The sequence below is a fragment of the Curtobacterium sp. MCPF17_003 genome, assembly GCF_003224385.1.
Lineage (GTDB): Bacteria > Actinomycetota > Actinomycetes > Actinomycetales > Microbacteriaceae > Curtobacterium > Curtobacterium flaccumfaciens.
In genome coordinates, this window is the sequence record NZ_QKLC01000004.1 from 169,964 (window position 1) to 195,747 (window position 25,784).

26 protein-coding genes are annotated in these 25,784 nt (G+C 71.2%); 20 read left to right on the top strand and 6 right to left on the bottom strand.

Annotation, left to right across the window (positions count from 1 at the left end; genetic code table 11):
• Positions 1-27 precede the first annotated feature (27 nt).
• The 6 genes from truA to glmM all read left to right on the top strand — a co-directional run bounded on the left by truA (position 28) and on the right by glmM (position 7,576).
• Positions 28-936, top strand: coding sequence for a tRNA pseudouridine(38-40) synthase TruA (gene truA / locus DEJ30_RS06195; protein WP_110859507.1), 909 nt, complete (start codon positions 28-30; stop codon positions 934-936).
• The gene (locus DEJ30_RS06200) at positions 933-1,676 is read left to right on the top strand and encodes an MBL fold metallo-hydrolase (protein ID WP_110859508.1); all 744 of its coding nucleotides are present in this window, start codon (positions 933-935) and stop codon (positions 1,674-1,676) included. The genes truA and DEJ30_RS06200 overlap by 4 nt, the downstream gene beginning before the upstream one ends.
• Positions 1,677-1,801: 125 nt before the next feature.
• Positions 1,802-4,882: an ExeM/NucH family extracellular endonuclease gene (locus tag DEJ30_RS06205; protein ID WP_181420019.1), complete on the top strand. Its 3,081-nt coding sequence runs from the start codon at positions 1,802-1,804 to the stop codon at positions 4,880-4,882.
• Between the two features lie 329 nt (positions 4,883-5,211).
• Positions 5,212-5,658: a 50S ribosomal protein L13 gene (gene rplM, locus DEJ30_RS06210; RefSeq protein ID WP_027466717.1), complete on the top strand. Its 447-nt coding sequence runs from the start codon at positions 5,212-5,214 to the stop codon at positions 5,656-5,658.
• A 36-nt stretch (positions 5,659-5,694) separates the two neighbouring features.
• Positions 5,695-6,180: a 30S ribosomal protein S9 gene (rpsI, locus tag DEJ30_RS06215; RefSeq protein ID WP_027466716.1), complete on the top strand. Its 486-nt coding sequence runs from the start codon at positions 5,695-5,697 to the stop codon at positions 6,178-6,180.
• Between the two features lie 22 nt (positions 6,181-6,202).
• Entirely contained in the window at positions 6,203-7,576 is a 1,374-nt protein-coding gene (gene glmM, locus DEJ30_RS06220) for a phosphoglucosamine mutase (protein ID WP_110859509.1), read from the top strand.
• Positions 7,577-7,668: 92 nt separating this feature from the next.
• Here the strand turns inward: glmM and coaA are convergent, their stop codons facing one another.
• Positions 7,669-8,613: a type I pantothenate kinase gene (coaA, locus tag DEJ30_RS06225; protein ID WP_110859510.1), complete on the bottom strand. Its 945-nt coding sequence runs from the start codon at positions 8,611-8,613 to the stop codon at positions 7,669-7,671.
• A gap of 105 nt (positions 8,614-8,718) precedes the next feature.
• On the bottom strand, positions 8,719-9,204 hold the full coding sequence (locus tag DEJ30_RS06230) for a glutathione peroxidase (protein ID WP_110859511.1): 486 nt from the start codon (positions 9,202-9,204) through the stop codon (positions 8,719-8,721).
• A 70-nt stretch (positions 9,205-9,274) separates the two neighbouring features.
• On the opposite strand from DEJ30_RS06230, the gene glmS reads away from it, so the two are divergent.
• The 11 genes from glmS (at position 9,275) to DEJ30_RS06290 (ending at position 18,825) form a co-directional block, all read left to right on the top strand.
• A complete protein-coding gene (gene glmS / locus DEJ30_RS06235) occupies positions 9,275-11,122 on the top strand; it encodes a glutamine--fructose-6-phosphate transaminase (isomerizing) (protein WP_110859512.1) in 1,848 nt (615 codons plus the stop codon).
• Positions 11,123-11,130: 8 nt separating this feature from the next.
• Entirely contained in the window at positions 11,131-11,526 is a 396-nt protein-coding gene (locus tag DEJ30_RS06240; RefSeq protein WP_110859513.1) for a holo-ACP synthase, read from the top strand.
• Positions 11,523-12,626, top strand: coding sequence for an alanine racemase (gene alr, locus DEJ30_RS06245; protein WP_110859514.1), 1,104 nt, complete (start codon positions 11,523-11,525; stop codon positions 12,624-12,626). The genes DEJ30_RS06240 and alr (DEJ30_RS06245) overlap by 4 nt, the downstream gene beginning before the upstream one ends.
• Positions 12,623-13,789, top strand: a complete 1,167-nt coding sequence (alr, locus tag DEJ30_RS06250; protein ID WP_181420020.1) for an alanine racemase — start codon at positions 12,623-12,625, stop codon at positions 13,787-13,789. Before alr (DEJ30_RS06245) ends, alr (DEJ30_RS06250) begins: the two co-directional genes overlap by 4 nt.
• Positions 13,786-14,295 carry a tRNA (adenosine(37)-N6)-threonylcarbamoyltransferase complex ATPase subunit type 1 TsaE gene (gene tsaE / locus DEJ30_RS06255; RefSeq protein ID WP_220032931.1) on the top strand — a complete coding sequence of 170 codons (510 nt, stop codon included), beginning with the start codon at positions 13,786-13,788 and terminating at the stop codon, positions 14,293-14,295. The genes alr (DEJ30_RS06250) and tsaE overlap by 4 nt, the downstream gene beginning before the upstream one ends.
• A 313-nt stretch (positions 14,296-14,608) precedes the next feature.
• Positions 14,609-15,208: an NAD(P)H-dependent oxidoreductase gene (locus DEJ30_RS06265; protein ID WP_110859516.1), complete on the top strand. Its 600-nt coding sequence runs from the start codon at positions 14,609-14,611 to the stop codon at positions 15,206-15,208.
• A 44-nt stretch (positions 15,209-15,252) separates the two neighbouring features.
• On the top strand, positions 15,253-15,717 hold the full coding sequence (locus tag DEJ30_RS06270) for a hypothetical protein (protein ID WP_110859517.1): 465 nt from the start codon (positions 15,253-15,255) through the stop codon (positions 15,715-15,717).
• 44 nt (positions 15,718-15,761) lie between these two features.
• Positions 15,762-16,397: a tRNA (adenosine(37)-N6)-threonylcarbamoyltransferase complex dimerization subunit type 1 TsaB gene (gene tsaB / locus DEJ30_RS06275; protein ID WP_110859518.1), complete on the top strand. Its 636-nt coding sequence runs from the start codon at positions 15,762-15,764 to the stop codon at positions 16,395-16,397.
• Entirely contained in the window at positions 16,394-16,939 is a 546-nt protein-coding gene (rimI, locus tag DEJ30_RS06280) for a ribosomal protein S18-alanine N-acetyltransferase (RefSeq protein ID WP_181420021.1), read from the top strand. The genes tsaB and rimI overlap by 4 nt, the downstream gene beginning before the upstream one ends.
• The gene (gene tsaD, locus DEJ30_RS06285; protein ID WP_110859519.1) at positions 16,926-17,981 is read left to right on the top strand and encodes a tRNA (adenosine(37)-N6)-threonylcarbamoyltransferase complex transferase subunit TsaD; all 1,056 of its coding nucleotides are present in this window, start codon (positions 16,926-16,928) and stop codon (positions 17,979-17,981) included. The genes rimI and tsaD overlap by 14 nt, the downstream gene beginning before the upstream one ends.
• Before the next feature lie 85 nt (positions 17,982-18,066).
• Positions 18,067-18,825 carry a DUF4190 domain-containing protein gene (locus tag DEJ30_RS06290; protein ID WP_146238510.1) on the top strand — a complete coding sequence of 253 codons (759 nt, stop codon included), beginning with the start codon at positions 18,067-18,069 and terminating at the stop codon, positions 18,823-18,825.
• Between the two features lie 31 nt (positions 18,826-18,856).
• On the opposite strand, the gene DEJ30_RS06295 is transcribed toward DEJ30_RS06290, so the two are convergent.
• Entirely contained in the window at positions 18,857-20,059 is a 1,203-nt protein-coding gene (locus DEJ30_RS06295) for a class I SAM-dependent methyltransferase (protein WP_110859521.1), read from the bottom strand.
• A 160-nt stretch (positions 20,060-20,219) separates the two neighbouring features.
• Between DEJ30_RS06295 and groES the strand changes: the two genes are divergently transcribed.
• On the top strand, positions 20,220-20,516 hold the full coding sequence (gene groES, locus DEJ30_RS06300; RefSeq protein ID WP_017885484.1) for a co-chaperone GroES: 297 nt from the start codon (positions 20,220-20,222) through the stop codon (positions 20,514-20,516).
• A 156-nt stretch (positions 20,517-20,672) separates the two neighbouring features.
• Positions 20,673-21,635 carry an EamA family transporter RarD gene (gene rarD, locus DEJ30_RS06305; protein ID WP_181420022.1) on the top strand — a complete coding sequence of 321 codons (963 nt, stop codon included), beginning with the start codon at positions 20,673-20,675 and terminating at the stop codon, positions 21,633-21,635.
• A 154-nt stretch (positions 21,636-21,789) separates the two neighbouring features.
• Here the strand turns inward: rarD and DEJ30_RS06310 are convergent, their stop codons facing one another.
• Positions 21,790-23,118, bottom strand: coding sequence for an ABC transporter substrate-binding protein (locus tag DEJ30_RS06310; protein WP_110859523.1), 1,329 nt, complete (start codon positions 23,116-23,118; stop codon positions 21,790-21,792).
• Between the two features lie 262 nt (positions 23,119-23,380).
• Between DEJ30_RS06310 and DEJ30_RS06315 the strand changes: the two genes are divergently transcribed.
• Positions 23,381-24,181, top strand: coding sequence for an SDR family oxidoreductase (locus DEJ30_RS06315; protein ID WP_110859524.1), 801 nt, complete (start codon positions 23,381-23,383; stop codon positions 24,179-24,181).
• A 92-nt stretch (positions 24,182-24,273) separates the two neighbouring features.
• Here DEJ30_RS06315 and DEJ30_RS06320 read toward each other — a convergent pair whose 3' ends face one another.
• Positions 24,274-24,675: a VOC family protein gene (locus DEJ30_RS06320; protein WP_110859525.1), complete on the bottom strand. Its 402-nt coding sequence runs from the start codon at positions 24,673-24,675 to the stop codon at positions 24,274-24,276.
• A gap of 174 nt (positions 24,676-24,849) precedes the next feature.
• Positions 24,850-25,764, bottom strand: a complete 915-nt coding sequence (locus DEJ30_RS06325) for a hypothetical protein (RefSeq protein WP_220032932.1) — start codon at positions 25,762-25,764, stop codon at positions 24,850-24,852.
• Positions 25,765-25,784 lie beyond the last annotated feature (20 nt).

Genomic DNA, 25,784 nt, shown 5'->3' on the forward strand with positions numbered 1-25,784 from the left:
ACGGATCACCCCCGCTACGGTGGTCACGTGGACGAGACGGTCGGCTTCCAGGACCCCGACAGCACGGGTGACGTGCGGCTGCGACTGGACATCGCCTACGACGGGGCGGCGTTCTCCGGGTGGGCTCGGCAGCCCGGGCTCCGGACGGTGCAGGGCGCGCTCGAGAGCGCACTCGCCACCGTCTTCACCCGCTGGGGCGAACCGCCGTTGCTCACCGTCGCCGGACGCACCGACGCCGGGGTGCACGCCACGGGGCAGGTCGCACACCTGGACCTGTCGGCGGAGCAGTGGGCAGCGCTCACCGCCAAGCGCGGGACGGGTCGCTCACCGCTCGACGGGCTGGTCAAGCGGGTCAACGGCATCGCAGCACCCGAGGGGGACGTCGTCGTCACCGGTGCCTCGGTGGCGCCCGCCGGGTTCGACGCCCGGTTCTCCCCGCTCTGGCGCCGGTACGAGTACCGGATCGCGGACGCCGACGCCCCGCGCGATCCACGTCGGCGCGGGCACACGGTCTGGCACGCGGCGCGGCTCGACCCGGCAGCGATGGAGCGCGGTGCGCTGACGTTGCTCGGGCTGCACGACTTCGCGACGTTCTGCAAGCCGCGCGAGGGGGCGACGACCATCCGGACGTTGCAGCAGTTCCGCTGGGACCGCGAGCCGGACGGCGTGCTGGTGGCGCGCCTCCAGGCCGACGCCTTCTGCCACTCCATGGTCCGGGCGATGGTCGGCGCGACCATCGCCGTCGGCGAGGGCCGCTTCGGCCCGGACCGCCTCGAGGAACTCCGCGTCGCCGAGGAACGCACGAGCGCCTTCAAGACGGCGCCGGCGAAGGGACTGACCCTGACCGAGGTGGGGTACCCGGCGGACGCGGAGCTCGCGGAGCGGGCGGAGCAGACCCGGGCCCGACGGTCGGTGGACGGTAGCGTCGAGGGATGAGCCCGCGCGAACCCCGTTCCGTCGTGTCCGTCGCCCCCGGAGTCGTCTTCGTCGAGGGTCCGGTGTCCAACTGGGTGGTGCTGGCGGAGGAGGACGGCGTCGCGCTGATCGACGCCGGGTACCCGGCCGACACCGACCTCGTGCTCGACACCGTGCGCGCCGCCGGACACGACCCCGCCGATCTCCGTCGCGTCTACGTGACGCACGGACACGTCGACCACGTCGGCGGCATCCCCGGGATCCTCGAGCGGTACCCCGACGTCGAGGTGCTCGCCCACGCCGACGAGCTCGCCAACGTGCGCGGACCGGAGCGGCAGCAGGTCACCCCGGCGGAGATCGGCGGCCGGCTCGCCAGCCCCCGTGTGCTCGCCTGGCTGGTGCGGGCGATCCGATCCGACGCCCTGCGGCCCACCACCGTGCCGTCCGCTCGCGCGTTCACCGGTGCGGACTTCGCGGGTCGGGCGATCTCGCCGTTCCCGGCCGTCGGCCACACCGACGGCTCGACCGCCTACCTGCTGCCCGCGGCGGACGCGATCGTCACCGGCGACGCCGTCGTCAGTCGGCACGACACCCAGCCGGGGTCGTGGGCCCCGCGCCCGCGGATGATCACACCGTTCTTCACCGCCGACCAGGACCGCGCGCTCGAGTCCGCACGGGCGCTGCCGTTCCCGGCTCTCGTGCTGCCGGGACACGGACCGGCCGTCCGACGTGTGGGTGGGACGTGGCTGCCGTTCGGCTGATGCCGCGCGATCGGCTGTGCCGCAGAACGCGATCGGCTGATGCCGCGCGATCGGCTGATGTTGCCGAACGCAATCATTTACCTCGACGCAACCTGAATGTCCCCGCAGGTCGGTAGCGTGCGGTCATGGCCAACACCCTCGGGCGCACTCTGCTGTGCGCCACGGCGGCCGCGACGCTCCTCGCGGCTCCACTCGTCACCGTCACCGCAGCGACCGCGAACCCCGAGGGGACCGACCTCGTCATCGAGGAGGCCTACCTGAAGGCGGGGAGCAAGGGCGCGTTCTACAACGAGAAGTTCGTCGAGATCGGCAACCCGACCGACGCCGCCGTGTCGCTCGACGGGTGGTCGTTGCAGTACCGGTCGGCCACGGGCACCGGCACGTTCTCGGCCAGTGCGCTCCAGGGCACCGTGCCGGCGAAGGGCACCTTCCTGGTGTCGATGGCGGGCAACGGCGGGGCCACCCCCGCCGGCGAGGACCTGCCCGCCGCCGACGACACCGCGACGCTCAACCCATCGGGTACCACCGGCACGCTCGTGCTGTCCGACGCCACCGCACCCCTGGCACTCGCCGCCGGACCCGTCGCCACCGGCACCGACGGCGTGGTCGACCTGCTCGGCTACGGCGCCTCGAACACGTTCGAGTCGGCCGTGCGCACCGTGACCGGGGACAACTCCGTGCCGAACGGCCTGGTCCGCCAGGGCACCACGGACACCGACGTCAACGGTGCGGACTTCTCGGTGACGACGACGCTCACCCCGCGGAACGCCGCGGGCGAGACGACGGCACCGACCGAGCCCACGGAACCGACCGACCCGGGTGACGGCGGGACCCCGACGCCCGGCACCCCCGCCGAGACGGTGACCATCGCCCAGCTGCAGGGCACCACGGACACCTCGCCGTACGTCGGCAAGAACGTCACGACGGACGGCGTCGTCACCGCGGTCTACGGCACCGGCGGCTTCAACGGCTACACGATCCAGACCCCGGGCACCGGCGGCGCGATCGACCTCGCCGCCCACACCGCGTCCGACGCCGTGTTCGTCTTCTCGTCCGCCACCGCCGGGCTGGTGCACGAGGGCGACCACGTGCGGGTCACCGGCGCCGTCTCCGAGTACTTCGGCCTGACCGAGCTCACGGTGTCCGGGGCCTCGTCGGTGCAGCAGCTGACCGACCCCGTCGCGGCACCGCAGCCGGCCGCGGTCGCGTTCCCGTCGTCCGACGCCCAGCGCGAGTCGCTCGAGAGCATGCTCGTCGCTCCCCAGGGGGCGTACACCGTCGCGGACAACTACACGACGAACCAGTACGGCGAGGTCGTGCTCGCCAGCGGCACGAAGCGCCTGGTCCAGCCGACCGAGGTCGGCCGACCGGGCAGCGCCGAGGCGAAGGCCGTCGAGGCCGACAACGCCGCGCGCAAGGTCACGCTCGACGACGGTGCGAGCACCAACTTCCTGACCCAGGCGAACCAGGGCATCCCCGTGTCGTGGCTCACCCAGGGCCCGGTCACCGTCGGGGCCGCAGCCACCTTCACCGAGCCGGTCGTCCTCGACTACCGCAACAACGGGTGGAAGTTCCAGCCGACCGCGCCGATCACGGGTGCGACCCCGGCCGCCGAGCTGCCGGCGTCGTTCTCGAAGGTGCGCCAGCCGGCACCGCAGGACGTCGGTGGTGACCTGAAGCTCGCCGGCTTCAACGTGCTCAACTACTTCCCGACCACGGGCGACGAGCTCACCGGCTGCAAGTACTACACGGACCGTGCCGGAGACCCCGTCACGGTGAACTCGGGCTGCGATGCCCGCGGTGCCGCCGAGGAGGAGGACTTCCTGCGCCAGCAGGTCAAGATCGTCAAGGCGATCAACGGCCTGGACGCCGACGTCGTCTCGCTCGAGGAGATCGAGAACTCCGTCCGCTTCGGTCAGGACCGCGACGCCGCCGTGGCCACCCTGGTCGACGCGCTCAACGCCGCCACCGGCCAGGACACCTGGGCCTACGCGAAGTCCCCGGCCGTCGTGCCCGCGAGCGAAGACGTCATCCGCCTCGCCATCATCTACAAGAAGGACCGCGTCGAGCCCGTCGGCGAGTCGACGATCCTGCTCCACGACGCGTTCACGAACGCCCGCCAGCCCGTCGCGGACGCGTTCCGCCCGGTCGGCGGCACCGCGGACGACGACTTCCTGGTGATCGCGAACCACTTCAAGTCGAAGGGCTCCGGCACCGGCGAGAACGCCGATCAGGGCGACGGACAGGGGGCGTCGAACGCCGACCGCGTCGAGCAGGCGAAGGCCCTCGTGACGTTCTCCACCGACATGCAGGAGCAGTACGGCACCGACAAGGTGTTCATGCTCGGCGACTTCAACGCGTACAGCAAGGAGGACCCGGTGGTGGTCCTCGACGAGGCCGGCTACACCGACCTCGGCCCGGCGCTCGACAGTACCGAGTACTCGTACGTGTTCTCCGGCCTGAGCGGTTCGCTCGACCACGTGTTCGCGTCGAAGGCCGCGCTCGAGACGGTCACGGGCGTGGACATCTGGAACATCAACTCGGTCGAGTCGGTGGGCCTGGAGTACAGCCGCTACAACTACAACGCGACGAACCTGTACAACGACGACGTGTACCGGGCGAGCGACCACGACCCGATCCTGGTCGGGTTCGACCTGGACGCCGCGGGCACCGACCCGGGCACGGACCCGACGCCGGTTCCGACCCCGACGCCGGTGCCGAACCCGACGCCGGCCCCGGTGCCGCCGGTCGACGGGAGCACGCCGCCGGTTGCCCCGGTTGCTCCGGTGGCGCCGTCGGTGTCGCTGTTGACGGAGGCGAGCCGTGGTGGGGTGTCGGCTCCGTCGTCGGCTCGTGCGGGGGAGACGATCACGGTGACGGTCGGCACCGCGTCGGCCGGTGACACGGTGAACGTGTGGCTGTTCTCGACCCCGACGCTGATCGGGACCGCGGTGGTGGCTGCGGACGGGACGGTGCGGGTGACGATCCCGGCGGGCACCGCGGCTGGGGTGCACCGGTTGGTGGTGACGGCTGCGGACGGGTCGTTGATCGGGTGGACCCCGATCACGATCACCACGGATGGGCAGCTCGCGTTCACGGGTGCTGCGGGCCTCGGTGCCGGTGCGGTGGTGGCGTTCCTGCTGCTCGCGGCGGGTGCGGGTGTGCTGGTCGTGCGTCGCCGACGTCGGGCTGTGGCTGCGGAGTAGTCCCCACGCCCCACGGGGGTGGGTGGTGTGCAGGAACGGTCGGGTCCGCAGTGGGGACCCGACCGTTCCTGCACACCATGGGCGGTGGGGCCGGCCCCAGGGCGGACGGGAGGCACGGTGCGGGCCGCCACGCGCCTCCAGGCCGACAGCGGGGCGCGTTTGACCGACGTACCCCGCGTCGGCTAAGCTCTCACCTTGGTCTGTGCGCCCCGCGCGCGGACAGTCAGATGAGCCCTCCAACAGAGGTGTTCCCCGTGCTTCTGCCCGTGGAACTCCCGACCGGAGTGGGATTCACGGACTCCTCACCTCGACACGAAAGCAGCACTCCTGTGACTCGCACGTTCTCACCGAAGCCGGCAGACGTCCAGCACGACTGGATCGTCATCGACGCCACCGACGTCGTCCTCGGCCGTCTCGCCACCCACGCCGCGGCGCTCCTGCGCGGCAAGCACAAGGCCACCTTCGCCCAGCACATGGACATGGGTGACTTCGTCATCATCGTGAACGCCGACAAGGTCGCCCTGACCGGTTCGAAGCTCGCGAAGAAGGTCTACTACCGTCACTCGGGCTACCCGGGCGGCCTGACGGCGACCTCCTACCCGGAGATGCTCGAGAAGCACCCCACCCGCGCCGTCGAGAAGGCGATCCGCGGCATGCTGCCGAAGAACACCCTCGGCCGCGAGCAGCTCAAGAAGCTGAAGGTCTACGCCGGCGCGGAGCACCCGCACGCCGCGCAGCAGCCCAAGCCGTACATCTTCGACCAGGTCGCACAGTAGTTCCGGCCACGACGACTTCAAGGACACAGAAAACTCATGGCTCAGATCGCTGATTCCCTCGACCAGACCCCGGAGAGCTTCACCACGGAGAGCGCACCCGCCGCTGCCGAGGCCGCTCCCCGTCAGATCCTCAACGTCTCCGGCGGTGCCGTCGGGCGCCGCAAGGAGGCCATCGCGCGCGTCCGGCTCGTCCCGGGCTCCGGCACGTTCGTCGTGAACGGCCGCACGCTCGAGGACTACTTCCCGAACAAGCTGCACCAGCAGCTCATCAACGACCCCTTCAAGGTGCTCGAGCTCCTCGGCTCGTACGACGTCGTCGCCCGCATCACCGGTGGTGGCCCCTCGGGTCAGGCCGGCGCGCTCCGCCTCGCCATCGCCCGCACCCTGAACGAGATCGACCGCGAGAACAACCGCGCGACCCTCAAGAAGGCCGGCTTCCTCACCCGTGACGCCCGCGTCATCGAGCGCAAGAAGGCCGGTCTCAAGAAGGCCCGCAAGGCGTCGCAGTTCTCGAAGCGCTAGTCGTCACCGGCTGAAGATCGCCATGCCGCGTCTGTTCGGTACCGACGGGGTTCGTGGTCTCGCCAACGGCGAGCTGACGGCCGCGCTCGCACTGGGTCTTGCCCAGGCGAGCGCGGCCGTCCTCACACACGGACACCACGCCGACGCCCGCCGGGCGTCGGGTCGACCGCGCCCGCGCGCGGTCCTCGCGCGCGACCCGCGCGTCTCCGGCGAGTTCCTCGGTGCCGCCGTCGCGGCCGGGCTCGCCTCGGCCGGCGTCGACGTGCTCGACGCCGGGGTCATCCCCACCCCCGCCGCGGCGTTCCTCGTCGCGGACATCGACGCCGACTTCGGCGTGATGATCTCCGCATCGCACAACCCCGCTCCCGACAACGGGATCAAGTTCTTCGCCACGGGTGGCCGCAAGCTTCCGGACGAGGTCGAGGACCGCATCGAAGCGGCCATGCACGACCACTCCGCACCCACCCCCACCGGCATCGACGTCGGGCGCATCTCGCGGTTCGCCGACGCCGAGGACCGCTACGTGGTGCACCTGCTCGGCACGTTGCCGCACCGGCTCGACGGCATCCACGTGGTGCTCGACTGCGCCAACGGTGCCGCCGCCGGCGTCTCGCCCGAGGTGTTCGTCAACGCGGGTGCCCGCGTGACGCTCATCGGCGCCGACCCCGACGGCTGGAACATCAACGACGGCGTCGGTTCGACCCACATCGACAACCTCGCCCGCGCGGTGCTCGAGCACGGCGCCGACGTCGGCATCGCACACGACGGCGACGCGGACCGTTGCCTGGCGGTCGACGCCGCGGGCAACGCGATCGACGGTGACCAGATCATGGCGATCCTCGCGCTGTCCCTGCAGGAGCGCGGACGACTGAAGGACGACACCCTCGTCGCGACGGTCATGTCGAACCTCGGGCTGAAGCGCGCCATGGCCGACGCGGGCATCACCGTGATCGAGGCCGGCGTGGGCGACCGTTACGTGCTCGAGAAGATGACCGAGGGCGACTACTCCATCGGTGGCGAGCAGTCCGGCCACATCATCTTCAACGAGTTCGCCACCACGGGCGACGGCATCCTGACCGGGCTGCACCTGGTGGCCGAGATGGCACGGACGGGGAAGTCGCTGCAGGAGCTCGCCTCGTGCATGACCGTGTTCCCGCAGGTGCTGCTCAACGTCCGGGGCGTCGATCGCCACGGGCTCGCCGACCAGGGCGTGCAGGACGCCATCGCCGCCGCCACCGAGGCGCTCGGGGACAGCGGCCGTGTGCTGCTCCGTCCGTCGGGCACCGAGCCGGTTGTGCGCGTCATGGTCGAGGCTGCCTCGCAGGACGATGCCCAGCGCATCGCCGAGGAGCTCGCCGCGGTCGTGCAGGACCGCCTGGCGCTCGACGTCGCGTAGGGGCGTTCGCCGCTCACGGAACCAGGTTCCGGACACAGCACCGTGTTCTTCCCTGGTGTGGTGTCCGGAACCTGGTTCCGTGTCGCCCCAGCTCAGATCTTGCGGAGCAGGACCGAGTTCACCTTGTGGTTCGCGCCCTTCTTCAGCACCAGGGTGGCGCGGGAGCGCGTGGGCAGCACGTTCTCGATCAGGTTCGGCTCGTTGATCGCCCGCCAGACCTCGGTCGCCGTCCGCACCGCGTCCTCACGCGACAGCGAGGCGAACCGGTGGAAGAACGAGTCGGGGCTCGAGAACGCCTCTTCCTGCAGGGCGAGGAACCGGTCGATGTACCAGGACTCGATGTCCTTCGTCTTCGCGTCCACGTAGATCGTGAAGTCGAACAAGTCGGACAGTGCGAGCCGCCCGTGCACCGGGGGCGCCAGCACGTTGAGACCCTCGACGATGAGCACGTCGGGCTGCCGGACGACGATCTCGGCATCGGGCACGATGTCGTAGACCAGGTGCGAGTAGTACGGCGCGCGGACCTCGGTCGCCCCGCTCTTCACCTGGCTCACGAAGCGCAGCAGGGAGCGGCGGTCGTACGACTCCGGGAAGCCCTTGCGGTCCATGATCCCGCGGCGCTCCAGCTCGGCGTTCGGGTACAGGAAGCCGTCGGTCGTCACGAGCTCGACCCGAGGGGTGTCCGGCCAGCGCTTCGTCAGCTCGCGCAGCAGACGGGCGACGGTGGACTTGCCGACCGCGACGGAACCGGCGACGCCGATGACGAACGGCGTGCGTCCGGCGCGCTCCCCGAGGAACCGGCTCGTCTCGGCGTGCAGGTTCCGCGCACCGGCGGCGTAGAGCGTGAGCAGGCGGGACAGGGGCAGGTAGACCTCCTGCACCTCCTGCATGTCCAACCGGTCGCCGAGACCGCGCAGCTGCACGATCTCGGTCTCGGTGAGCGACAGGTGCTCCTTCGGGGCGAGCTGGGACCACTCGTCACGCGGGATCTCCACGAACGGGGTCGGGTGCGCGACGGCGGTCTCCGAGAACGGCATGGGATCGAGCGTACAGACGGGAGGCCCGGGGCACGTGAGCCGGTCGGCTCACGTGCCCCGGGCCTCCCGGCCAGTGCTCGGTGCGCGCCCGCAGGACGCGACGCGTCAGGCGGGCAGGGCCGCCTCGATGGCGGCGACGACCTCGGGGGCGTCCGGCTTGGTGGTGGGGCGGAAGCGCGTGACGGTGCCGTCGGGCGCGACGAGGAACTTCTCGAAGTTCCAGGCGACCCGGCCGGCCTTGCCGTCGGCGTCCGGGGTCTCCTTGAGGGCCTGGTAGAGCGGGTGCGCGCTCTTGCCGTTGACCTTGACCTTCTCGGACATCGGGAACGTCACACCCCACGTGGTGGAGCAGTACTCGTCGATCGCCTCGGACGAGCCGAGCTCCTGCAGGAACTGGTTGCTCGGGAAGCCCAGCACCGTGAACCCGCGGGGGCCGTACTGCTTCTGCAGGGACTCGAGCTGCTCGTACTGCGGAGCGAGGCCGCACCGGGAGGCGACGTTCACGACCAGTACGGCTTTGTCGGCGTAGGCGCCGAACGTGGTGTCCTCGCCGTGCAGTGTGGTGATGGCGATGTCGTCGAAGCGTCCCATGGCCGAAACGTTATCCCCACCCCTGGGACTTCGCAGGGTCGGCGTCCAGGCAGACCGTAGGATCGGTTCCATGTGTGGAATCGTCGGCTACGTCGGCAGCAACAGCAGCCAGGACGTCCTCCTCGGTGGCCTCCGTCGCCTCGAGTACCGCGGCTACGACTCGGCGGGCATCGCCGTCGTCGACCCAGCAGGGGACCTCGTGTCGGCCAAGAAGGCCGGCAAGCTCCAGGCCCTGGTCGACGAGCTCGAGTCGTCGCCGATCCCGGACGGCACGACCGGCATCGGGCACACCCGCTGGGCGACCCACGGTGGCCCGACCGACGGCAACGCCCACCCGCACCTGGCCGACGGCGACAAGCTCGCCCTCATCCACAACGGCATCATCGAGAACTTCTCCGAGCTCCGCGCCGATCTGCAGGCCGAGGGCATCGAGTTCCGCAGCGAGACCGACTCCGAGGTCGCCGCTCACCTGGTCGGACGCGCCTTCCGCGAGACCGGTGACCTGACCGCAGCGATGCAGCGGGCCGTGCAGCGGCTCGAGGGGGCCTTCACGCTCCTCGTCGTGCACGCCGACCAGCCCGGCGTCGTCGTCGGTGCCCGTCGCAACTCGCCCCTGGTGGTCGGGCTCGGCGACGGTGAGAACTTCATGGGCTCGGACGTCGCCGCGTTCGTCGCCTACACGCAGCGCGCACTGTCGATCGGGCAGGACGAGATCGCCACGATCCGCCCCGACGGCGTCGACGTCATCCACTTCGACGGCACCCCGGCCACGCCGACCGAGTTCGAGGTCAACTGGGACGCCTCCGCCGCCGACAAGGGCGGCTGGAGCTCGTTCATGGCGAAGGAGATCAGCGAGGAGCCCGAGGCCGTCGCGAAGACGATCCTCGGCCGCGTCCACGACGGCGCCGTCACGCTGACCGACCTCGACCCGATCGCCGACCGCCTGGCGACGGTCGAGCGCGTCATCGTGATCGCCTGCGGCACCGCCGCCTACGCCGGCATCCTGGGCAAGTACGCCATCGAGCAGTGGGCCCGTGTGCCGGTCGAGGTCGAGCTCGCCCACGAGTTCCGCTACCGCGACCCGGTGTTGAACGAGCGCACCCTGGTCGTCTCGATCAGCCAGTCCGGCGAGACCATGGACACGCTCATGGCCGTCAAGTACGCCCGCGAGCAGGGCGCGCAGGTCCTGTCGATCTGCAACACCCAGGGCGCCACGATCCCGCGTGAGTCCGACGCCGTGATCTACACGCACGCCGGGCCCGAGGTCGCCGTCGCGTCGACCAAGGCCTTCATCGCCCAGGGCGTCGCGCTCTACCTGCTCGGGCTACACCTGGCGACGCTGCGCGGCACGCTCACCGCCGAGCAGATCGCCGAGCAGGTGGCCGAGCTCGAGGGGCTCGCGCCGAAGCTGCAGCAGACCATCGAGGACGCCGCCGGCATCAAGGACCTGGCCCGCTGGATGGCGGACACCCGGAGCGTGCTGTTCCTCGGCCGCCACGTCGGCTACCCGATCGCGCTCGAGGGTGCCCTCAAGCTCAAGGAGCTCGCGTACATCCACGCCGAGGGCTTCGCCGCCGGGGAGCTCAAGCACGGCCCGATCGCCCTGATCGAGCCGGGCCAGATCGTCTTCGTCATCGTGCCGTCGCCGCGCGACCCCCGATCGCTGCACCCGAAGGTCGTCTCGAACATCCAGGAGATCCGCGCCCGCGGTGCCCGGGTGATCGCCATCGCTGAAGAAGGCGACGCCGCGGTGCTGCCCTTCGCCGACGAGGTCCTGCGGATCCCCCTCGCGACCCCGCTGTTCGAGCCGCTGCTCGCCGTGGCACCGCTGCACATGTTCGGGATGGAGCTCGCCGCCGCCAAGGGCCTCGACGTGGACCAGCCACGCAACCTCGCGAAGTCGGTCACCGTCGAGTAGTCGCGACGGTGATCATCGGGATCGGGGTCGACGTGGTCGACCTGGAGCGGTTCGAACGGGTGCTGGAGCGCACACCGGCGATGCGGGCGCGGCTGTTCACGCCGTCCGAGCAGATCCGTGACGGCGAGCCCCGGCCGATCGCGTCCCTCGCCGCACGGTTCGCGGCGAAGGAAGCCCTGATCAAGGCCTTCGGGTCGAGTGCCGGGCTGAGCTGGCAGGACCTCGAGGTCGTGTCCGACGACCAGCGGAACCCGTCGCTCACCCTGCACCAGGGCGCCCGGCAGGTGGCGGACGCGCGTGGCGTGACGAGCGTGCACCTGTCGCTCTCGCATGATGGAGGGATCGCGACCGCGTTCGTGGTCCTGGAAGGAACAGACGTGGTCCTGGAAGGAACGATCCAGTGAGTGCGTTCACCGGCATCACGCTCGATCGCGGAGCCCTGATCGAGAACTACGCGACCATCGCCGACCGGGTCGCCCCGGCCGGGGTCATCGCGGTGGTCAAGGCGAACGCCTACGGCCACGGGGCCCTCGACGCCGCGCAGGCCTTCGTCGACGCCGGGGCCGAGTGGCTCGGGGTCGCCGACATCGACGAGGCCGTCGCGCTCCGTCAGGGCGGCATCGACGAGGGGGTGCGGATCCTCGCGTGGCTGCACGCCCCCGACGAGGACTTCCGCCGCGCCGCCCAGTTCGACGTCACGCCCGCGGTGTCGAGCGTCGAGCAGCTCTCCGCAGCAGCCGACTCCGACGTCCGCGCCGTGCACCTGTGCGTCGACACCGGCCTGAGCCGCAACGGTGCGGTCGAGTCCGAGTGGGCCGAGCTCTTCGCGACCGCCGGCGCCCTGGCCCGAGCCGGCAACCGCACCCGGGTCGAGGGGCTCATGTCCCACCTGTCGAACGCGTCGCGCACCGACGACCTCGACCAGGACGCCGCACTGCAGCGGGCGCTGGACGGCCTGGCCGCGAACGGCATCGTGCCGGACGTGGTGCACCTCGCCGCGAGTGCCGCGAGCATCGCCGTACCGGAGACCCGCCACGACCTGTCCCGCGTCGGACTCGCCCTGTACGGACTGAGCCCCTTCGACGGTCGCACCTCGGCCGACCTGGGGCTGCGCCCGGCGATGCGGGTCACCGCCGCCGTGCTCCGCACCGTGCCGGTCGCTGCGGGCGACGGCGTCTCCTACGGCTACACCTGGCGCGCCGAGACGGACACCCGTCTCGCCGTGATCGGCCTGGGCTACGCGGACGGCTTCGACCGCGACTTCGGCAACCGGGTCTCGGTGCGGATCGGCGACCGGACGTTCCCGGTGGTCGGACGCGTCGCGATGAACGCCATGCACGTCGACATCGGCGACGCCGACGTCCAGGTCGGCGACGAGGCGGTGCTGTGGGGCGACCCCGCGAACGGCGACCCCGCCGTCGAGGACTGGGCCGACGCCATCGGCACGATCAACTACGAGGTGGTCGCCCGGATCGGCCGCAGCGTGGAACGGAGGACGACGTGAGCTCCGCACCGCTGCGTCAGGCGCGCATCGACCTCGACGCCTACCGTGCCAACCTCGACCGTGTCCGCGAGTGGATGGACCCGGTCGCCGTGATGGCGATCATGAAGGCCGACGCGTACGGGCACGGCCTCGAGCCGATCGCGCTCGCCGCCGTCGACGCCGGGATCCGCTGGATCGGTGTGCTGACGGTGTCCGCCGCCCTGCGCCTGCGCGCGATCGGCGTCGGCGAGGACGTCCACCTGTTCACCTGGCAGCACGACCCCGACCTGGACTTCCGTGACGCCATCGACTCGGCCGTCGACCTCGGCGTCTCGAACGTCGCCGAGCTGCGGCGCATCATCGACGCCGTCGACCAGCGACCGGCCCGGGTGCACCTCGGCGTCGACTCCGGCCTGCACCGCGACGGCGCGACCCCGGCGGACTGGCCGACGCTCGTCGAGCTCGCCCGGGACGCCCAGCGGAACGGCCGCATCGAGGTCGTCGCCGCGTACACGCACCTGGCCGAGGCGTCCGACCACGAGGACAGCGCCGCGGTCGCCGTGTTCGACGCCGCGATCGAGATCGCCGAGGACCTGGGGCTCGACGTCCCGATGGAGCACGTCGCCGCGTCGCTCGCGGGGCTGGAGCGCAAGGAGTTCCGGAAGGACATGGTCCGGATGGGTGCGAACCTGTTCGGCATCCCCGGAGCCGACGGCGTCTCGGCGGCCGACCTCGGCCTCGAGCCGGTGATGACCCTGACCGCGTCGGTCGCGAAGACGAAGCGCGTCCCCGTCGACACCGGCGTCTCCTACGACTACACGTACCGCACCGCGACCGAGACGACCCTGGCCCTCGTGCCCGTCGGGTACGCCGACGGGGTCCCGCGTCTGGCGCAGGGCCGCATCCAGGTCGCGATCGGCGGCAAGCGCTACCCGATCGCCGGCCGCGTCGCGATGGACCAGTTCCTGGTGGACGTCGGCGAGGACGACGTGCAGACCGGTGACACCGTCGTGCTGTTCGGCACCGGCGAGCACGACGAGATGACCGTGCTCGAGTGGGGCGCGGCGCTCGAGACCATCGGCGAGGAGATCGTCTGCCGGATCGGCAGCCGTGTGCCCCGGTCCTATGAGGGCCACGACATCGAGGGACGGGTCGGGGAGTACCTGCGGGGCGAGCGGCCGTGACCGAGTCGGCGCACGTCCTGCTCGACACCACCGTCGACGGCACCGAGGCGATGGGGGAGCTCGGCGCCCGGTTGGCCGCGGTGCTGCACGCGGGGGACCTCGTCGTGCTGACCGGACCGCTCGGTGCCGGCAAGACGACCCTGACGCGCGGGCTCGGGGCTGCACTCGGCGCGCGCGGCCAGGTGTCCAGCCCGACCTTCGTCCTCGCCCGGACGCACCCGACGACCGCTGGCCCGGACCTGGTGCACGTCGACGCCTACCGCCTGTCCGACCCGGTCGAGCTCGACGACCTCGACCTCGACTGGGACGCCGCCATCGTCGTCGTCGAGTGGGGTCGCGGCATGGTCGACGGCATCAGCGACAGCGTGCTCGACGTCGAGATCACGCGTACCACCGGTGCCGACGACGCAGCCGCTCACGACACGGACCCGGACGACGTGCCCGACGAGCCCCGCCGTGTCGTCGTGACCGCCATCGGCCCGCGTTGGGAAGGCGCGGCCCTCTGACCCTGCAGCCCGTCGACGCGGGCGACGTGGAGGCGCTCCGTGCGTTCCTCGTCGGGGCGGACCTGACCCTCGCTGGCCTCGACGAGCCGACGGTGCGGCCGTTCTCGCGTCGCTCCGGTCCGTTGTCCGTTCTGACAGTCGCTCGGCTTCACGCCCGCCGACCGACAGGCACTGGCTGCCGTGCTGCCGGACACGCACCAGGTCCGCCTGTTCCGTCGGACCGGGCAGTTGGACCACGAGGTCGCATGGGCCCGGGAGCAGACTTCCGGCTGACCATCCCGCCGCCGCCCAGGGACCCTCGAGAAGATGAGGTGTGCAGACGCTCATCGTGACCGCCCACCCCGACCCCGAGTCGCTCACGCACCACGTCGCGCATCGGCTGCGCGACGCGCTGCCGTCGGGTTCCGCAGAACTCGCCGACCTCGCCGACGAAGGGTTCGACCCACGGTTCACGCTGGCTGACCGGCAGACGTACCGGACCGGGGCGGTCGCCCCGCCCGACATCGTGGCCGAGCAGCAGCGGATCGACCGTGCAACCGACCTGGTGCTCGTGTTCCCGGTCTGGTGGTGGTCGATGCCGGCGCTGCTCAAGGGGTGGGTGGACCGGGTGTTCGTGAACGGGTGGGCGTTCGACGTCGAGGCCGAGGGCGCGATGCGCCGGAACCTCGGACGGTTGACCGTCCACCTGGTCCCGATCGCGGGTGACGACGCCGGCGTGTACGAGCGGCACGGGTACGGCGAGGCCCTCCGAACGCAGGTCGTGCACGGGATCGTCGACTTCTGCGGGGCTCGGCGTGGCGTCACCGCGTTCGTGCACGACTCGGAGTCCGACGACGCCTCGGCGCGTGGGCGAGCGGTCACCGCCGCCGTGGACGCCGTCCGTCGTGCGGTCGTCGACCGGCACGGGCAGTGACCGATACCCTCGCAGCAGGTCTGGTCAGCGCGAACGGGGGAGCGATGCGCATCGTCTTCGACAACGGGGGCTTCAGCGATCTCGAGGTCAGCACCGTCGACCGCGACGGCGCCGAGCTGGTGTTCCGGTCGTCCGCGGGTGTGGTCGCGGCACGCCACCCCTTCACGGCGGTCGCCCGCTTGGCAGTGAGGGCGACCGATCCGGAGCAAGGTCCGTCGGTGACGGGTGTCACGACGACGGGTACCGACGACGTGTCTTCGCCGATGACGGTGCGCGCGGCACCGACCGGCAACCCGCAGGTCGATGCCGCCCGGCTGGATCGACCCGCCGCTTACGCGCCGTGGACACCGCAGGAGGATGCCGGGTTGGAGGCGATGCTCGCAGCCGGGATGTCGGTACCTGACGTCGCCGTCGTCCTGCGTCGTCAGGACGGCGCGATCCGTTCACGCTTGCGTCACCTCCAGGATGCATCCGAGGCCTCGACGACGGGCACGGTCCGGTTCGAGTAGCCCGACCGCCGGTCCGGCCCGTCGCAGCCGCCTACGATGGACGGGTGCTGCTCGCGATCGACACCTCCGCCGGGACCTCCGTCGCCGTCGTCGACCCGGCCACCGGCGTGGCCCTCGCGACCCGCGACACCGAGGACAGCCGCCGGCATGCCGAGGTGATCGGCCCGTTCCTCGCCGAGACCCTCGCCGACGCCGGCATCAGCGGAGCCGACGTCACCGGCGTCGTCGCCGGCATGGGCCCCGGCCCCTTCACCGGCCTGCGAGTCGGCATCGCCGCCGCCCGCACCTTCGCCGCAGCCCGCGGCGTCCCCGTCCTGCCCCTCGTCAGCCACGACGCCGTGGCCCTCGACCAGCGCGACTCGGGCATCGACGGGCCGTTCGTCGTCCTCACGGACGCCCGACGCCGCGAGGTCTACTGGAGCGCCTACGACGCCGACGGCGTCCGCGTGGCCGGCCCCGGACTCGCCAAGCCCGCCGATCTCGACGACGCGATCCGTGCCTCCCGGCCCGAAGCGGTGGGCTGGGGCCGCCTGACGGTCGCGTCCATCCCGGCCTGGAGGCTCGGCTCGCTCGCCGCGGACCGGCTCGCGTCCGGTGCGGCGTTCGACCAGGACACGCCCCTGTACCTGCGCGATCCCGACGTCACGGTGCCGGGTGCGCCGAAGCGGGTGAAGCAGTGACCCTGCCGGACGGGCTCCGCCTGCGGCGAGCACACCCGCAGGACCTCGACGACATCATGTGGCTCGAGCACGTCTCGTTCCCGACGGACGCCTGGTCGGCGTCCCAGATGTCGGGCGAGCTGTACTCACCGCACGGGTACTACGTCGTGATCGAGACGGTCGACGACGCCTCCGCGCCGCAGGTCGTCGGGTACGCCGGGCTCTCGTCGCTCGCGGGCAACCCGGTGGCCGACGTGCAGACCATCGCCGTCGCCGCGGACCAGCGCGGCAAGGGGCTCGGGCGGGTCCTGTTCACGGAGCTGCTCGACGAGGCCCGGCGCCGCGGTGTGCGCGAGGTGTTCCTCGAGGTGCGCGCGGACAACCCCGTGGCGCAGGCGATGTACACGGCGTTCGGGTTCGAGCACATCGCGACCCGGCCGCGCTACTACCAACCGGACGGCGTCGACGCGTGGGTGATGCGGGCGGAACTGCCCGGCCCGGACGCCGAGCGGTCGTCGGACGTCGGACCCATCGGACAGGAGGCCCTCGGTGAGCGCGACTGAACCACTGGTGCTCGGCATCGAGACGAGCTGCGACGAGACCGGCGTCGGCATCGTGCGGGGGAGCACCCTGCTGGCGAACGTGATCGCCTCGAGCATGGACGAGCACGCGCGGTACGGCGGGGTCGTGCCCGAGGTCGCCGCACGGGCCCACCTGGAGGCGATGACACCGACGCTGCACGAGGCGCTCGACCGCGCCGGCGTCACCCTCGACGAACTCGACGCGGTCGCGGTCACCGCCGGGCCGGGCCTGGCGGGGGCGCTCATGGTCGGGGTGGGCGCTGCGAAGGCGCTCGCCGTGGCCACCGGCAAGCCCCTGTACGGCGTGAACCACCTGGTCGGGCACGTCGGCGCCGACGTGCTGCGTGAGGACGGCAGCGAGATCGAGCTGCCGACGATCGCGCTGCTGGTCTCCGGTGGCCACACGTCGCTGCTGCTGGTGCGGGACCTGGTCGGCGACGTCGAACTGCTCGGCGAGACGATCGACGACGCGGCGGGCGAGGCGTTCGACAAGGTCGCGCGGCTGCTCGGGCTGCCCTACCCCGGCGGCCCCCAGATCGACCGAGCCGCGGCCGATGGTGACCCGGCGGCGATCCGGTTCCCCCGGGGACTGACGCTGCCGAAGGACATGGCCGCGCACCGGTACGACTTCTCGTTCTCGGGGCTCAAGACCGCTGTCGCACGGTGGGGCGAGCGCTGCCGCGACGAGGGCCGCGAGGTGCCGGTGGCCGACGTCGCCGCGAGCTTCCGCGAGGCCGTGGTCGACGTCCTGCTGACCAAGGCCCTGAACGCGTGCCGCGACACCGGCGTCGACCGCCTGCTGCTCGGTGGAGGGGTCGTCGCGAACGCCCGACTGCGCCAGGTCGCCGAGGAGCGTTGCGCGGCGGCGGGCGTGCGGCTGCGGATCCCGCCGTTCGACCTGTGCACCGACAACGGCGCGATGATCGCCGCCGTCGGAGCCCGTCTGGTCGCCGAGGGGCGCGCGCCGAGCGCCCTCGGCATCGCCGCGGACTCGACCCTGCCTGTGACGACCGTCCAGGTCTGACCAGTTCTGCCCCGGTCCTTCTTCGGGAGCCTGTGGGAGGATTCAACCTGGCGTCGGAGAGACCGGACGCCGAGAGGGGTGGACGGTGTCCGATCAGAACGAGTGGCCGAAGCCGGGCGAGACGCCGAACGGACCAGTGAACGGACAGCCCGACGGCACGCCCGCCCCGGACGCCCCGCAGGCTCCTGACGCACCGCAGGCCCCGTCGGCCCCGGAAGCGCCCCAGCACCCGTACGGCCAGCAGCAGGACCCGTACGCGGCGCCGCAGCAGCCGCAGAACCCGTACGGCGCTCCGCAGCAGCAGAACCCGTACGCGGCGCCGCAGCAGTCGAACCCGTACGGTCAGCCGCAGCAGCAGGACCCGTACGCGGCACCGCAGTCCCAGTCGAACCCGTACGCACAGCAGCAGAACCCGTACGCGGCTCAGCAGCAGCAGAATGCCTACGGCGCCCCGCAGAACCCGTACGGTCAGCAGCAGAACCCGTACGGTCAGCAGCAGCCCTACGCGTCGAACCCGTACACCTACCAGCCCTACGCGCAGCGCCCGAAGACGAACGTCCTGTCGATCCTGTCGATCGTCTTCGCGTTCGGCGGCATCATCATCTGGCCGATCATCATTCTGACGAGCCCGGCCGGCGCGATCATGGGCCACATCGCCCTCGGCAAGATCAAGCAGAGCGGTGAGGGCGGCCGTGGCCTCGCGCTCGCCGGCATCATCGGTGGCTGGATCCTGACGGGCCTGTTCATCCTGATCGTCGCCCTGGTGTGGATCTCGATCGCGAACGCGTCGGACTACTCGGACTACTCCGACTACAGCTCGAGCTCCGGCGCCTTCGTCAACTGACGCTGACGGAGCACCGCGCGGCCCCCGGCCGTCAGCCGACCGTGTCGGTGAGCCGCTCGCACAGGATCGCCGTGTGGCGTCCCTCCAGGCGGGTGAGCACGAGCGTGACCCGACCCGACCCGCGCAACCGCAGCCGCTTGCGGAACTGGGCGGGGTCGACGTCGACGCCGCGCTTCTTGATCTCGACGGTGCCGATGCTGTCGGCGGCGAGCCGCGCAGCCAGTCGCTTGACGTCGAGCGGCATCGTGTCGAGCACCCGGAAGCCCTGCGCGAAGGGGGTCGTGACGGCGCGGTCGGACGTGACGTAGGCGATGCCGTCGGACAGCATGTGCCCGTCGAGGCTGCGTGCCAGGTCGCCGATCAGCCGTGCGCGGATCACGGCGCCGTCGGGCTCGTACAGGTGGGCGCCGAGCGGTCCGACCTCGGCGTCATCGGCGTCGGCCGCTCCGGTCATCTCGGCGATGCCGTGTGCGCCGATGACGGTGGCAGCGCGGCGGATCCCGGGGCGGGCGAGGGGGCCGAACCACAGGGCGAGCTCCACGACCTCGCGGTCGACGGAGGTCCACTGCGCCTCGGCGGTGTCCGGGATCAGGTCGCGGTCGATGCCCGGACCGAGCTTCACGCCGGTCGGCGTCGTCGTCGCCGCGGCGAACACGGTGTCGAGCGAGGGCGACCAGTCGTCCGGGTCGGCGAGCCGGCGGGTGTCCGAGTGGCCGGAGGTGCGTCGTGCGGGGTCCATCCACACGCCGTCCACCGAGGACAGGTCGAAGGACGCGGCATCACCGAGTTCCACCCGCGCGTTCGGCCAGACCGCCAGGTTGTGGGTCGCGACGGCCGCGGTCACCTCGTCGCGATCGACGGCGGTGACGTCGAGGTCGAGCGCCGCCATCGCCATGGCGTCCCCGCCGATGCCGCAGCCGAGGTCGGCGACACGGGTCAGCCCGGCCGCGGCGAAGCGTCCCGCGTGCTGGGCCGCGACCTGCAGCCGGGTGGCCTGCTCGAGCCCGGCCTCGGTGAAGAGCATGCGGGACGCGAAGTCGCCGAACTTGCCGCGGGCCTTCAGCCGCAGCTTCGCCTGGGTGAGGACGGCCGCGACGAGCCGGGGATCGTGGCCCTCGGCGCGCAGCCGGGACACCACGCGGACGATCTCGCCGCCGTCGGAGACCCCGGGGGTACGGTCGAGCAGGGCCATCCCGTCGGAGGTCAGCAGTGCGGTGAGTTCGGCGGCGTCCATGCGTCGATCCTCGCAGGTGCTGCGTGTTCTCCGGATCTGCTGGCACTCGGATTGACCGAGTGCCAGAGGCCCCCTAGAGTTGGCGTTGGCACTCTCCTGTGCGAAGTGCCAACCCGGTTTTCATCTGTACCGAGTCCGTACCGAGAAAGAAGAGGTCACCGTGGCCGTCAGCATCAAGCCGCTCGAGGATCGCATCGTCATCCGCCAGGTCGAGGCGGAGCAGACCACCGCTTCCGGTCTGGTCATCCCCGACACCGCGAAGGAGAAGCCCCAGGAGGGCGAGGTCGTCGCCGTGGGTCCGGGTCGCATCGACGACAACGGCAACCGCGTCCCGCTCGACGTCGCCGTGGGTGACAAGGTCATCTACTCCAAGTACGGCGGAACCGAGGTCAAGTACTCGGGCGAGGACCTGCTGGTCCTGTCGGCCCGCGATGTCCTCGCGGTCATCGTTCACTGAGTCGAGTACTCGACACGTCACGCCCCGTCCGGCCTTCGGGCCGACGGGGCGTGACGTGTTTCCGGGGCCCGTCACCCGGGCATTCCGGTCCTGATCAGCCCGCCTGGAGGCCCGGCGCGCGTCCCACGGGTCGGCGGTCGTTCCTAGGATGGTTCCGTGAGTGAACCGAGTCCCGCGCGACCTGTCCGCAGCGAGGCATCCGTCGGCGTGGTGCAGGCCATCGTGGCGTACGGGCTCTGGGGTCTGATGCCCCTGCTGTTCGCGGCCATGGCCCCCGCGGCGGCGTTCGAGATCGTGTCGTGGCGGATCGTCTTCGGCCTGGTGTTCTGCGCGGTCGCGATCGCCGTCACCCGGTCGTGGCTCCGCACCCGCACCCTGATGGCCCAGCGCCGCGTGATGCTCGTGATGGGGCTCGCCGCCGTCCTGATCCTGGTCAACTGGACCGTCTACGTCCTCGCGACGACCACCGGCCACACCGTCGAGGCCGCGCTCGGCTACTTCATCAACCCGCTCGTCACGATCGCGCTCGGCGTCGTGGTCCTGCGTGAACGCCTGCGTCCGGCGCAGTGGACCGCCGTCGGGCTGAGCGTCGTCGCCGTCGTCGTCATCGCCATCGGGTACGGGCAGATGCCGTGGATCTCGCTGGCCCTGGCGTTCTCGTTCGGGCTGTACGGCCTGGTGAAGAAGCGCGTCGGCGGCACCGTGGACGCCCTGAGCGGCCTGACACTCGAGACCGTGTGGCTGCTGCCGATCGCAGTCGTGGCGCTGGTGGTGCTCGGGGCGACCGGGCTCGGCGGCGGGGTGACGTTCACGAGCGAGGGCTGGGGACACGTGGTCATCACCGTGCTGACCGGGCCGGCGACCGCGGTGCCGCTGCTGCTCTTCGCGTCGTCGGCCCGTCGGGTGAGCCTGTCGACCCTCGGCCTGACCCAGTACCTGGCGCCCGTGATGCAGCTGCTCGTCGGAGTGCTGGTGCAGCACGAGGAGATGTCAGCGGGCCGCTGGTTCGGCTTCGGCATCGTGTGGCTCGCGCTCGTGGTGCTGACGGCGGACTCGTTCGCCGCCGCACGGGCGTCTCGTCGCCGGGCGCTCGCACCCGCCGCGGCCGAGCCGGTCTGACCCGGGCCCCCACGGGCCTCCAGGCCGCCCGTCGCTCCGTCCTGCGAAGGCGACACATCCTGCCGGTCGTCCCCGACACCGAAGCGAAAGCGACAGTCCCCCGCGGAGGTTCCGCGGGGGACTGTCGCTTTCGCGAGCGGTGCTGGGCTGTGCCCTACTTCTTCACCGCACCCTGGATGGCGCTCTGGTAGACGGGCTTGTTGTCGCCGTCGAACTTGTAGATGCCGATGTAGGCGCTCGACGGGTCGTTGTTGTCGTCGAACGGGCCGATGCCGGACGGGCCGGTGTAGTGGATGTCCTCGCCGTCGTCCAGGAGGGTCTTGCACTCCTTGAACGTGGTGCACTCGGTGCCGCCGTCAGCACCGGACACGGCAGCCATGTTCGCCTGGATCGTGCCGGAGTCGGTGCCCTTGCCCTTCACCGCGGCGAGGGCGGCGAGGACGGTGGCGTCGTACGACTCCGCCGCGTACGAGTAGTCGGCGAGCGTCTTGCCCGACGAGTCCTTGTAGAAGGCGGCGAGCTGCTTCTTGAAGTCGTCCTTCGGCGAGGCGCCGGGGATGGTGCCCTGGGCGCCGCTGAGGGTGCCCTTGTCGAAGTCCTTCGAGTAGTCCGCCGTGTTGCCGTCGGACATGTAGATCTTCGCTTCGTTCCCCTGGGAGACGAGCTCCGGGATGATCGACTTCGTCTCGTCGAAGGCGAGGACGACGATCGCGTCGGGCTTCGCGGCCAGGGCAGCGGTCACCTCGGACGAGAACGTGGTCTGGCCGGGCGGGAACTCCTGGCCCTCGCCCTTGCCGCCGTAGACGACCTGGCCACCGGAGGCCTCGACGGCCGACTGCACCGAGTTGCGGAGGCCGGTGCCGTAGGTGTCGTTGAAGACCAGGAAGGCGACCTTCGCGTTGCCGTCACCGGTCACGAGCTGACCGAGCGCGGAACCCTGCACCGAGTCCGGCGGTGCGGTCCGGTAGTAGTACGACGAGTAGCCGGAGAGGTCGGACGCGGTGTTCGCGGGCGAGATCTCGACGATGCAGTTGCTCGTCAGCTGGTCGATGACGTTCAACGTGACGGACGAGGACTCGGCGCCGATCGCGACCGGGACCTTCGCGTTGACGAGCTTCGTCGCGGCGGAGCTCGACACGGTCATGTCGTTGCTGTCACCGGAGTCGGTCGCCGGGTCGATCGTGACGTCCTTGTCGAGGACGCCGCCCGCGGCGTTGATGTCCTTGACGGCCAGGCCGACACCGGACTCGGCCGGCGGGTTGAGGTAGGCCAGCGAACCGGTCAGGGGCAGGATCGTGCCGATCTTCAGCGCGTCCGTGCCGGGGGTGTCCGGGGCCTTGCAGCTGGCGGCGGGATCCTTCTTCGCATCGCTCGACGCCGAGCTCGAGGGGGAAGCACTGCCGGTGGTGGAACACGCGGCGAGGAGGACGGCTGCTGCGCCCGCCAACGCCAGTGCCGCGGTGGCACGGGTGGTTCTGATCATCCGTGGAGCCCTTTCTCTGCGCGGAGGCTGTGCCGCTTCGGGTGAATGCGACGCCTCCACTGGATGTCGAGAAACGTAGGGTCCATGTGTTTCGCCCGTGTGACGGGGCGGTACGCAAAGGTGTTTCGTTACCGAGCCGTGACGTTCCTGTGCGCGGGGACAGGGATCGGCACGTTCGTGACGGTGCCGGGGTGGCGACCCGACCTGCGCCAGGCGGATGGTCCGGCAGGGCGTCCGGGAGGCCCGGCGTACGTTCCGCCCCATGAGCGACTTCCAGCCCACCAAAGCCATCGTCACCGGCTCCGAATCCGGGATCGGCCGTGCGACCGCCGTCGCGCTCGCCGAAGCCGGCATGGACGTCGGCATCACCTACCTGTCCGAGCCCGACCGGGCCGAGGAGACCGCGGAAGAGGTCCGGAAGACCGGCCGCCAGGCCTTCGTCGAGCAGATCGACGTCTCGGACCTCGCCGGCGCGGCGGCCGTCATCGACCGCCTGGTCTCCCAGCTGGGCGGCGTCGACGTCTTCGTGGCCGACGCCGGCACCGGCGACAACGCGCCGTTCCTCGAGATGACCCTCGACCAGTGGCGCCACACCGTCTCGACCGACCTCGACGGGGCCTTCGTCACGATGCAGGCCGCGGCGAAGCACATGGCGCAGGCGGGCACCGGCGGCCGGATCATCGGCATCACGAGCGTGCACGAGCACCAGCCCCGCTACGGCTCGAGCGCCTACGACGCCGCGAAGCACGGGCTCGGCGGCCTGCTGAAGACCATGGCGATCGAGCTCGCCGAGCACGGCATCACCGTGAACGCCGTCGCCCCCGGTGAGATCGCCACCCGGATGACCGGCGCCGAGGACGAGGACCCGCACACCATCGACCGCCCCGGTGTACCGCTCGGCCGTCCGGGCAACGCGTGGGAGATCGCGGCAGCCGTGGCGTTCCTGGCCTCACGCGCGTCGTCCTACATCACGGGGGTGTCCCTGCCGGTGGACGGCGGGATGCTGCAGATGGGCCCGCACGGCGGCTCGCACATCACGTCGAACGACTGGCGTTCGGCGTAGGAGCTCGGCCGGCGGTCCGGTCAGCAGGCCGGCCGGCGGTCCGGTCAGGAGGCCGGCCGGCGGTCCGGCCAGGAGGCCGGCCGGCGGGCCGGTCAGCTCGGCTGGTCGGCTTCGTCGTCGAGTTCGGCCTGGGACCGCAGGACGCAGAACTCGTTGCCCTCCGGGTCGGCGAAGACCACCCATCCGCCGTCCGGGTGGCGCAGGTCGGCGAGCTCCACGGCACCGATGCCGCGGAGCCGCTCGACCTCCTCGTCGCGGGTGCGGTCGGTGGGGCGCAGGTCGAAGTGGATCCGGTTCTTCACGGTCTTCGCCTCGGGCACCTGGATGAAGAGCACCGTGTGCGACCGGTCGGGCGCCATGATCTCGCACTCCTCGTGCCCGGGGGCGTTCGGGTCGTCGGGCAGGTCGACGTACCCGAGCACCTGCTTCCACCACTCGGACTGGGCGTAGGCGTCGCGGGAGTCGATCGTGGTGTGTGAGACGGCGCTGACCATGCGGTGACACTACCGCCGCGGAACGCAGCACTGCGGGGGGCGCGGGGTCAAGACGCCGTCGTGTTACTTCGACGCCGCGGTGCTCGCGAAACACCGCTGAATTCGGCGGCGTTTCGGGGACTCGGCGGCGTCCAACCCACATGACGGCGTCTTGCGCTCTCCGCCGGCCGCTGCTCACGAGTCCGGCTGGCGACGTGCGCTGATCGGCGCTGCACGGAACAGAGGGAGCCCAGCAGCCGACAGCACCGCAGCCGGTGCTCGTGCATCCGCGGCCTCCCGCATCGTCCACCGCGCGAACCCGTGCACCTCCGGCAGTCGACGGAGGGTGTCCTCACGGGTCTTCTCGTCCCAGAGGGCTCGGGGGACGTCGTACTTCAGGCGACCGTCGAACTCCCCGATCACGCCGGCGTCGGGCCACCAGAAGTCCGTTCTGAACCTGCCGCGCGGCGTCTCGAACTCGTGCTGCAACTCCGGGGCAGGAATCCCGAGGAGATGGGCGGTGACGCGGCTGATCGACTCCCCCGGGGATTCGGCCAGCGCGAAGGCGATCGCCGCAGCGGCCTGTCGGCATCCACGCACGCGTCCGAGGGCGTCGAATGCGCCGGTGAGTCCTTCGCGACGGAGCATGTCGAACCGGAGCACGTGGTGGAGGACGACGACGGCGTGGGTGAACGACTGCCGACGTGCGATGTCGAGGACCGTCCGCTCGAGGGACGTCGTCGGGATCCCGTCGACCACGACGCGCTCGCCGTTCCGGATCCGCCCGGTGTGACGGACGACGCCCCGACCGGTGTGCGTCTTGTCGAGCCGGACGTCGATCACGTGCAACCTCCAGTCGGCAGCGTCGAAGTCGGGCAACCCCCAGAGCGCCGCGGCCGAGGTCCCCGAGACGACGCACTCGGACTCCAGGGACCCGTACCGTGCGCGGACGAACAGGCGCCGGCGTTCCAGGAGTGAGAGCGCCTCCCACTCCGGGCGCTCGACGGCGGCGCCGTGGAACAGGCGCACCGGTTCGTGCAGGGCCGACGGGACACGGACCAGGACGGTCTGGGCGAGCGCGTTCATGCCCGAAGCTTGGAACGCGGCCACGGCGCGAGGCGACTCGCACG

Bases quoted from the DNA above. Each gene is read 5' to 3' on its own strand.
- DEJ30_RS06200 (WP_110859508.1), top strand. From the start codon at position 933: ATGAGCCCGCGCGAACCCCGTTCCGTCGTGTCCGTCGCCCCCGGAGTC.
- DEJ30_RS06205 (WP_181420019.1), top strand. From the start codon at position 1,802: ATGGCCAACACCCTCGGGCGCACTCTGCTGTGCGCCACGGCGGCCGCG.
- rpsI (WP_027466716.1), top strand. From the start codon at position 5,695: ATGGCTCAGATCGCTGATTCCCTCGACCAGACCCCGGAGAGCTTCACC.
- glmM (WP_110859509.1), top strand. From the start codon at position 6,203: ATGCCGCGTCTGTTCGGTACCGACGGGGTTCGTGGTCTCGCCAACGGC.
- coaA (WP_110859510.1), bottom strand. From the start codon at position 8,613: ATGCCGTTCTCGGAGACCGCCGTCGCGCACCCGACCCCGTTCGTGGAG.
- DEJ30_RS06230 (WP_110859511.1), bottom strand. From the start codon at position 9,204: ATGGGACGCTTCGACGACATCGCCATCACCACACTGCACGGCGAGGAC.
- glmS (WP_110859512.1), top strand. From the start codon at position 9,275: ATGTGTGGAATCGTCGGCTACGTCGGCAGCAACAGCAGCCAGGACGTC.
- DEJ30_RS06270 (WP_110859517.1), top strand. From the start codon at position 15,253: ATGCGCATCGTCTTCGACAACGGGGGCTTCAGCGATCTCGAGGTCAGC.
- DEJ30_RS06295 (WP_110859521.1), bottom strand. From the start codon at position 20,059: ATGGACGCCGCCGAACTCACCGCACTGCTGACCTCCGACGGGATGGCC.
- DEJ30_RS06310 (WP_110859523.1), bottom strand. From the start codon at position 23,118: ATGATCAGAACCACCCGTGCCACCGCGGCACTGGCGTTGGCGGGCGCA.
- DEJ30_RS06315 (WP_110859524.1), top strand. From the start codon at position 23,381: ATGAGCGACTTCCAGCCCACCAAAGCCATCGTCACCGGCTCCGAATCC.
- DEJ30_RS06320 (WP_110859525.1), bottom strand. From the start codon at position 24,675: ATGGTCAGCGCCGTCTCACACACCACGATCGACTCCCGCGACGCCTAC.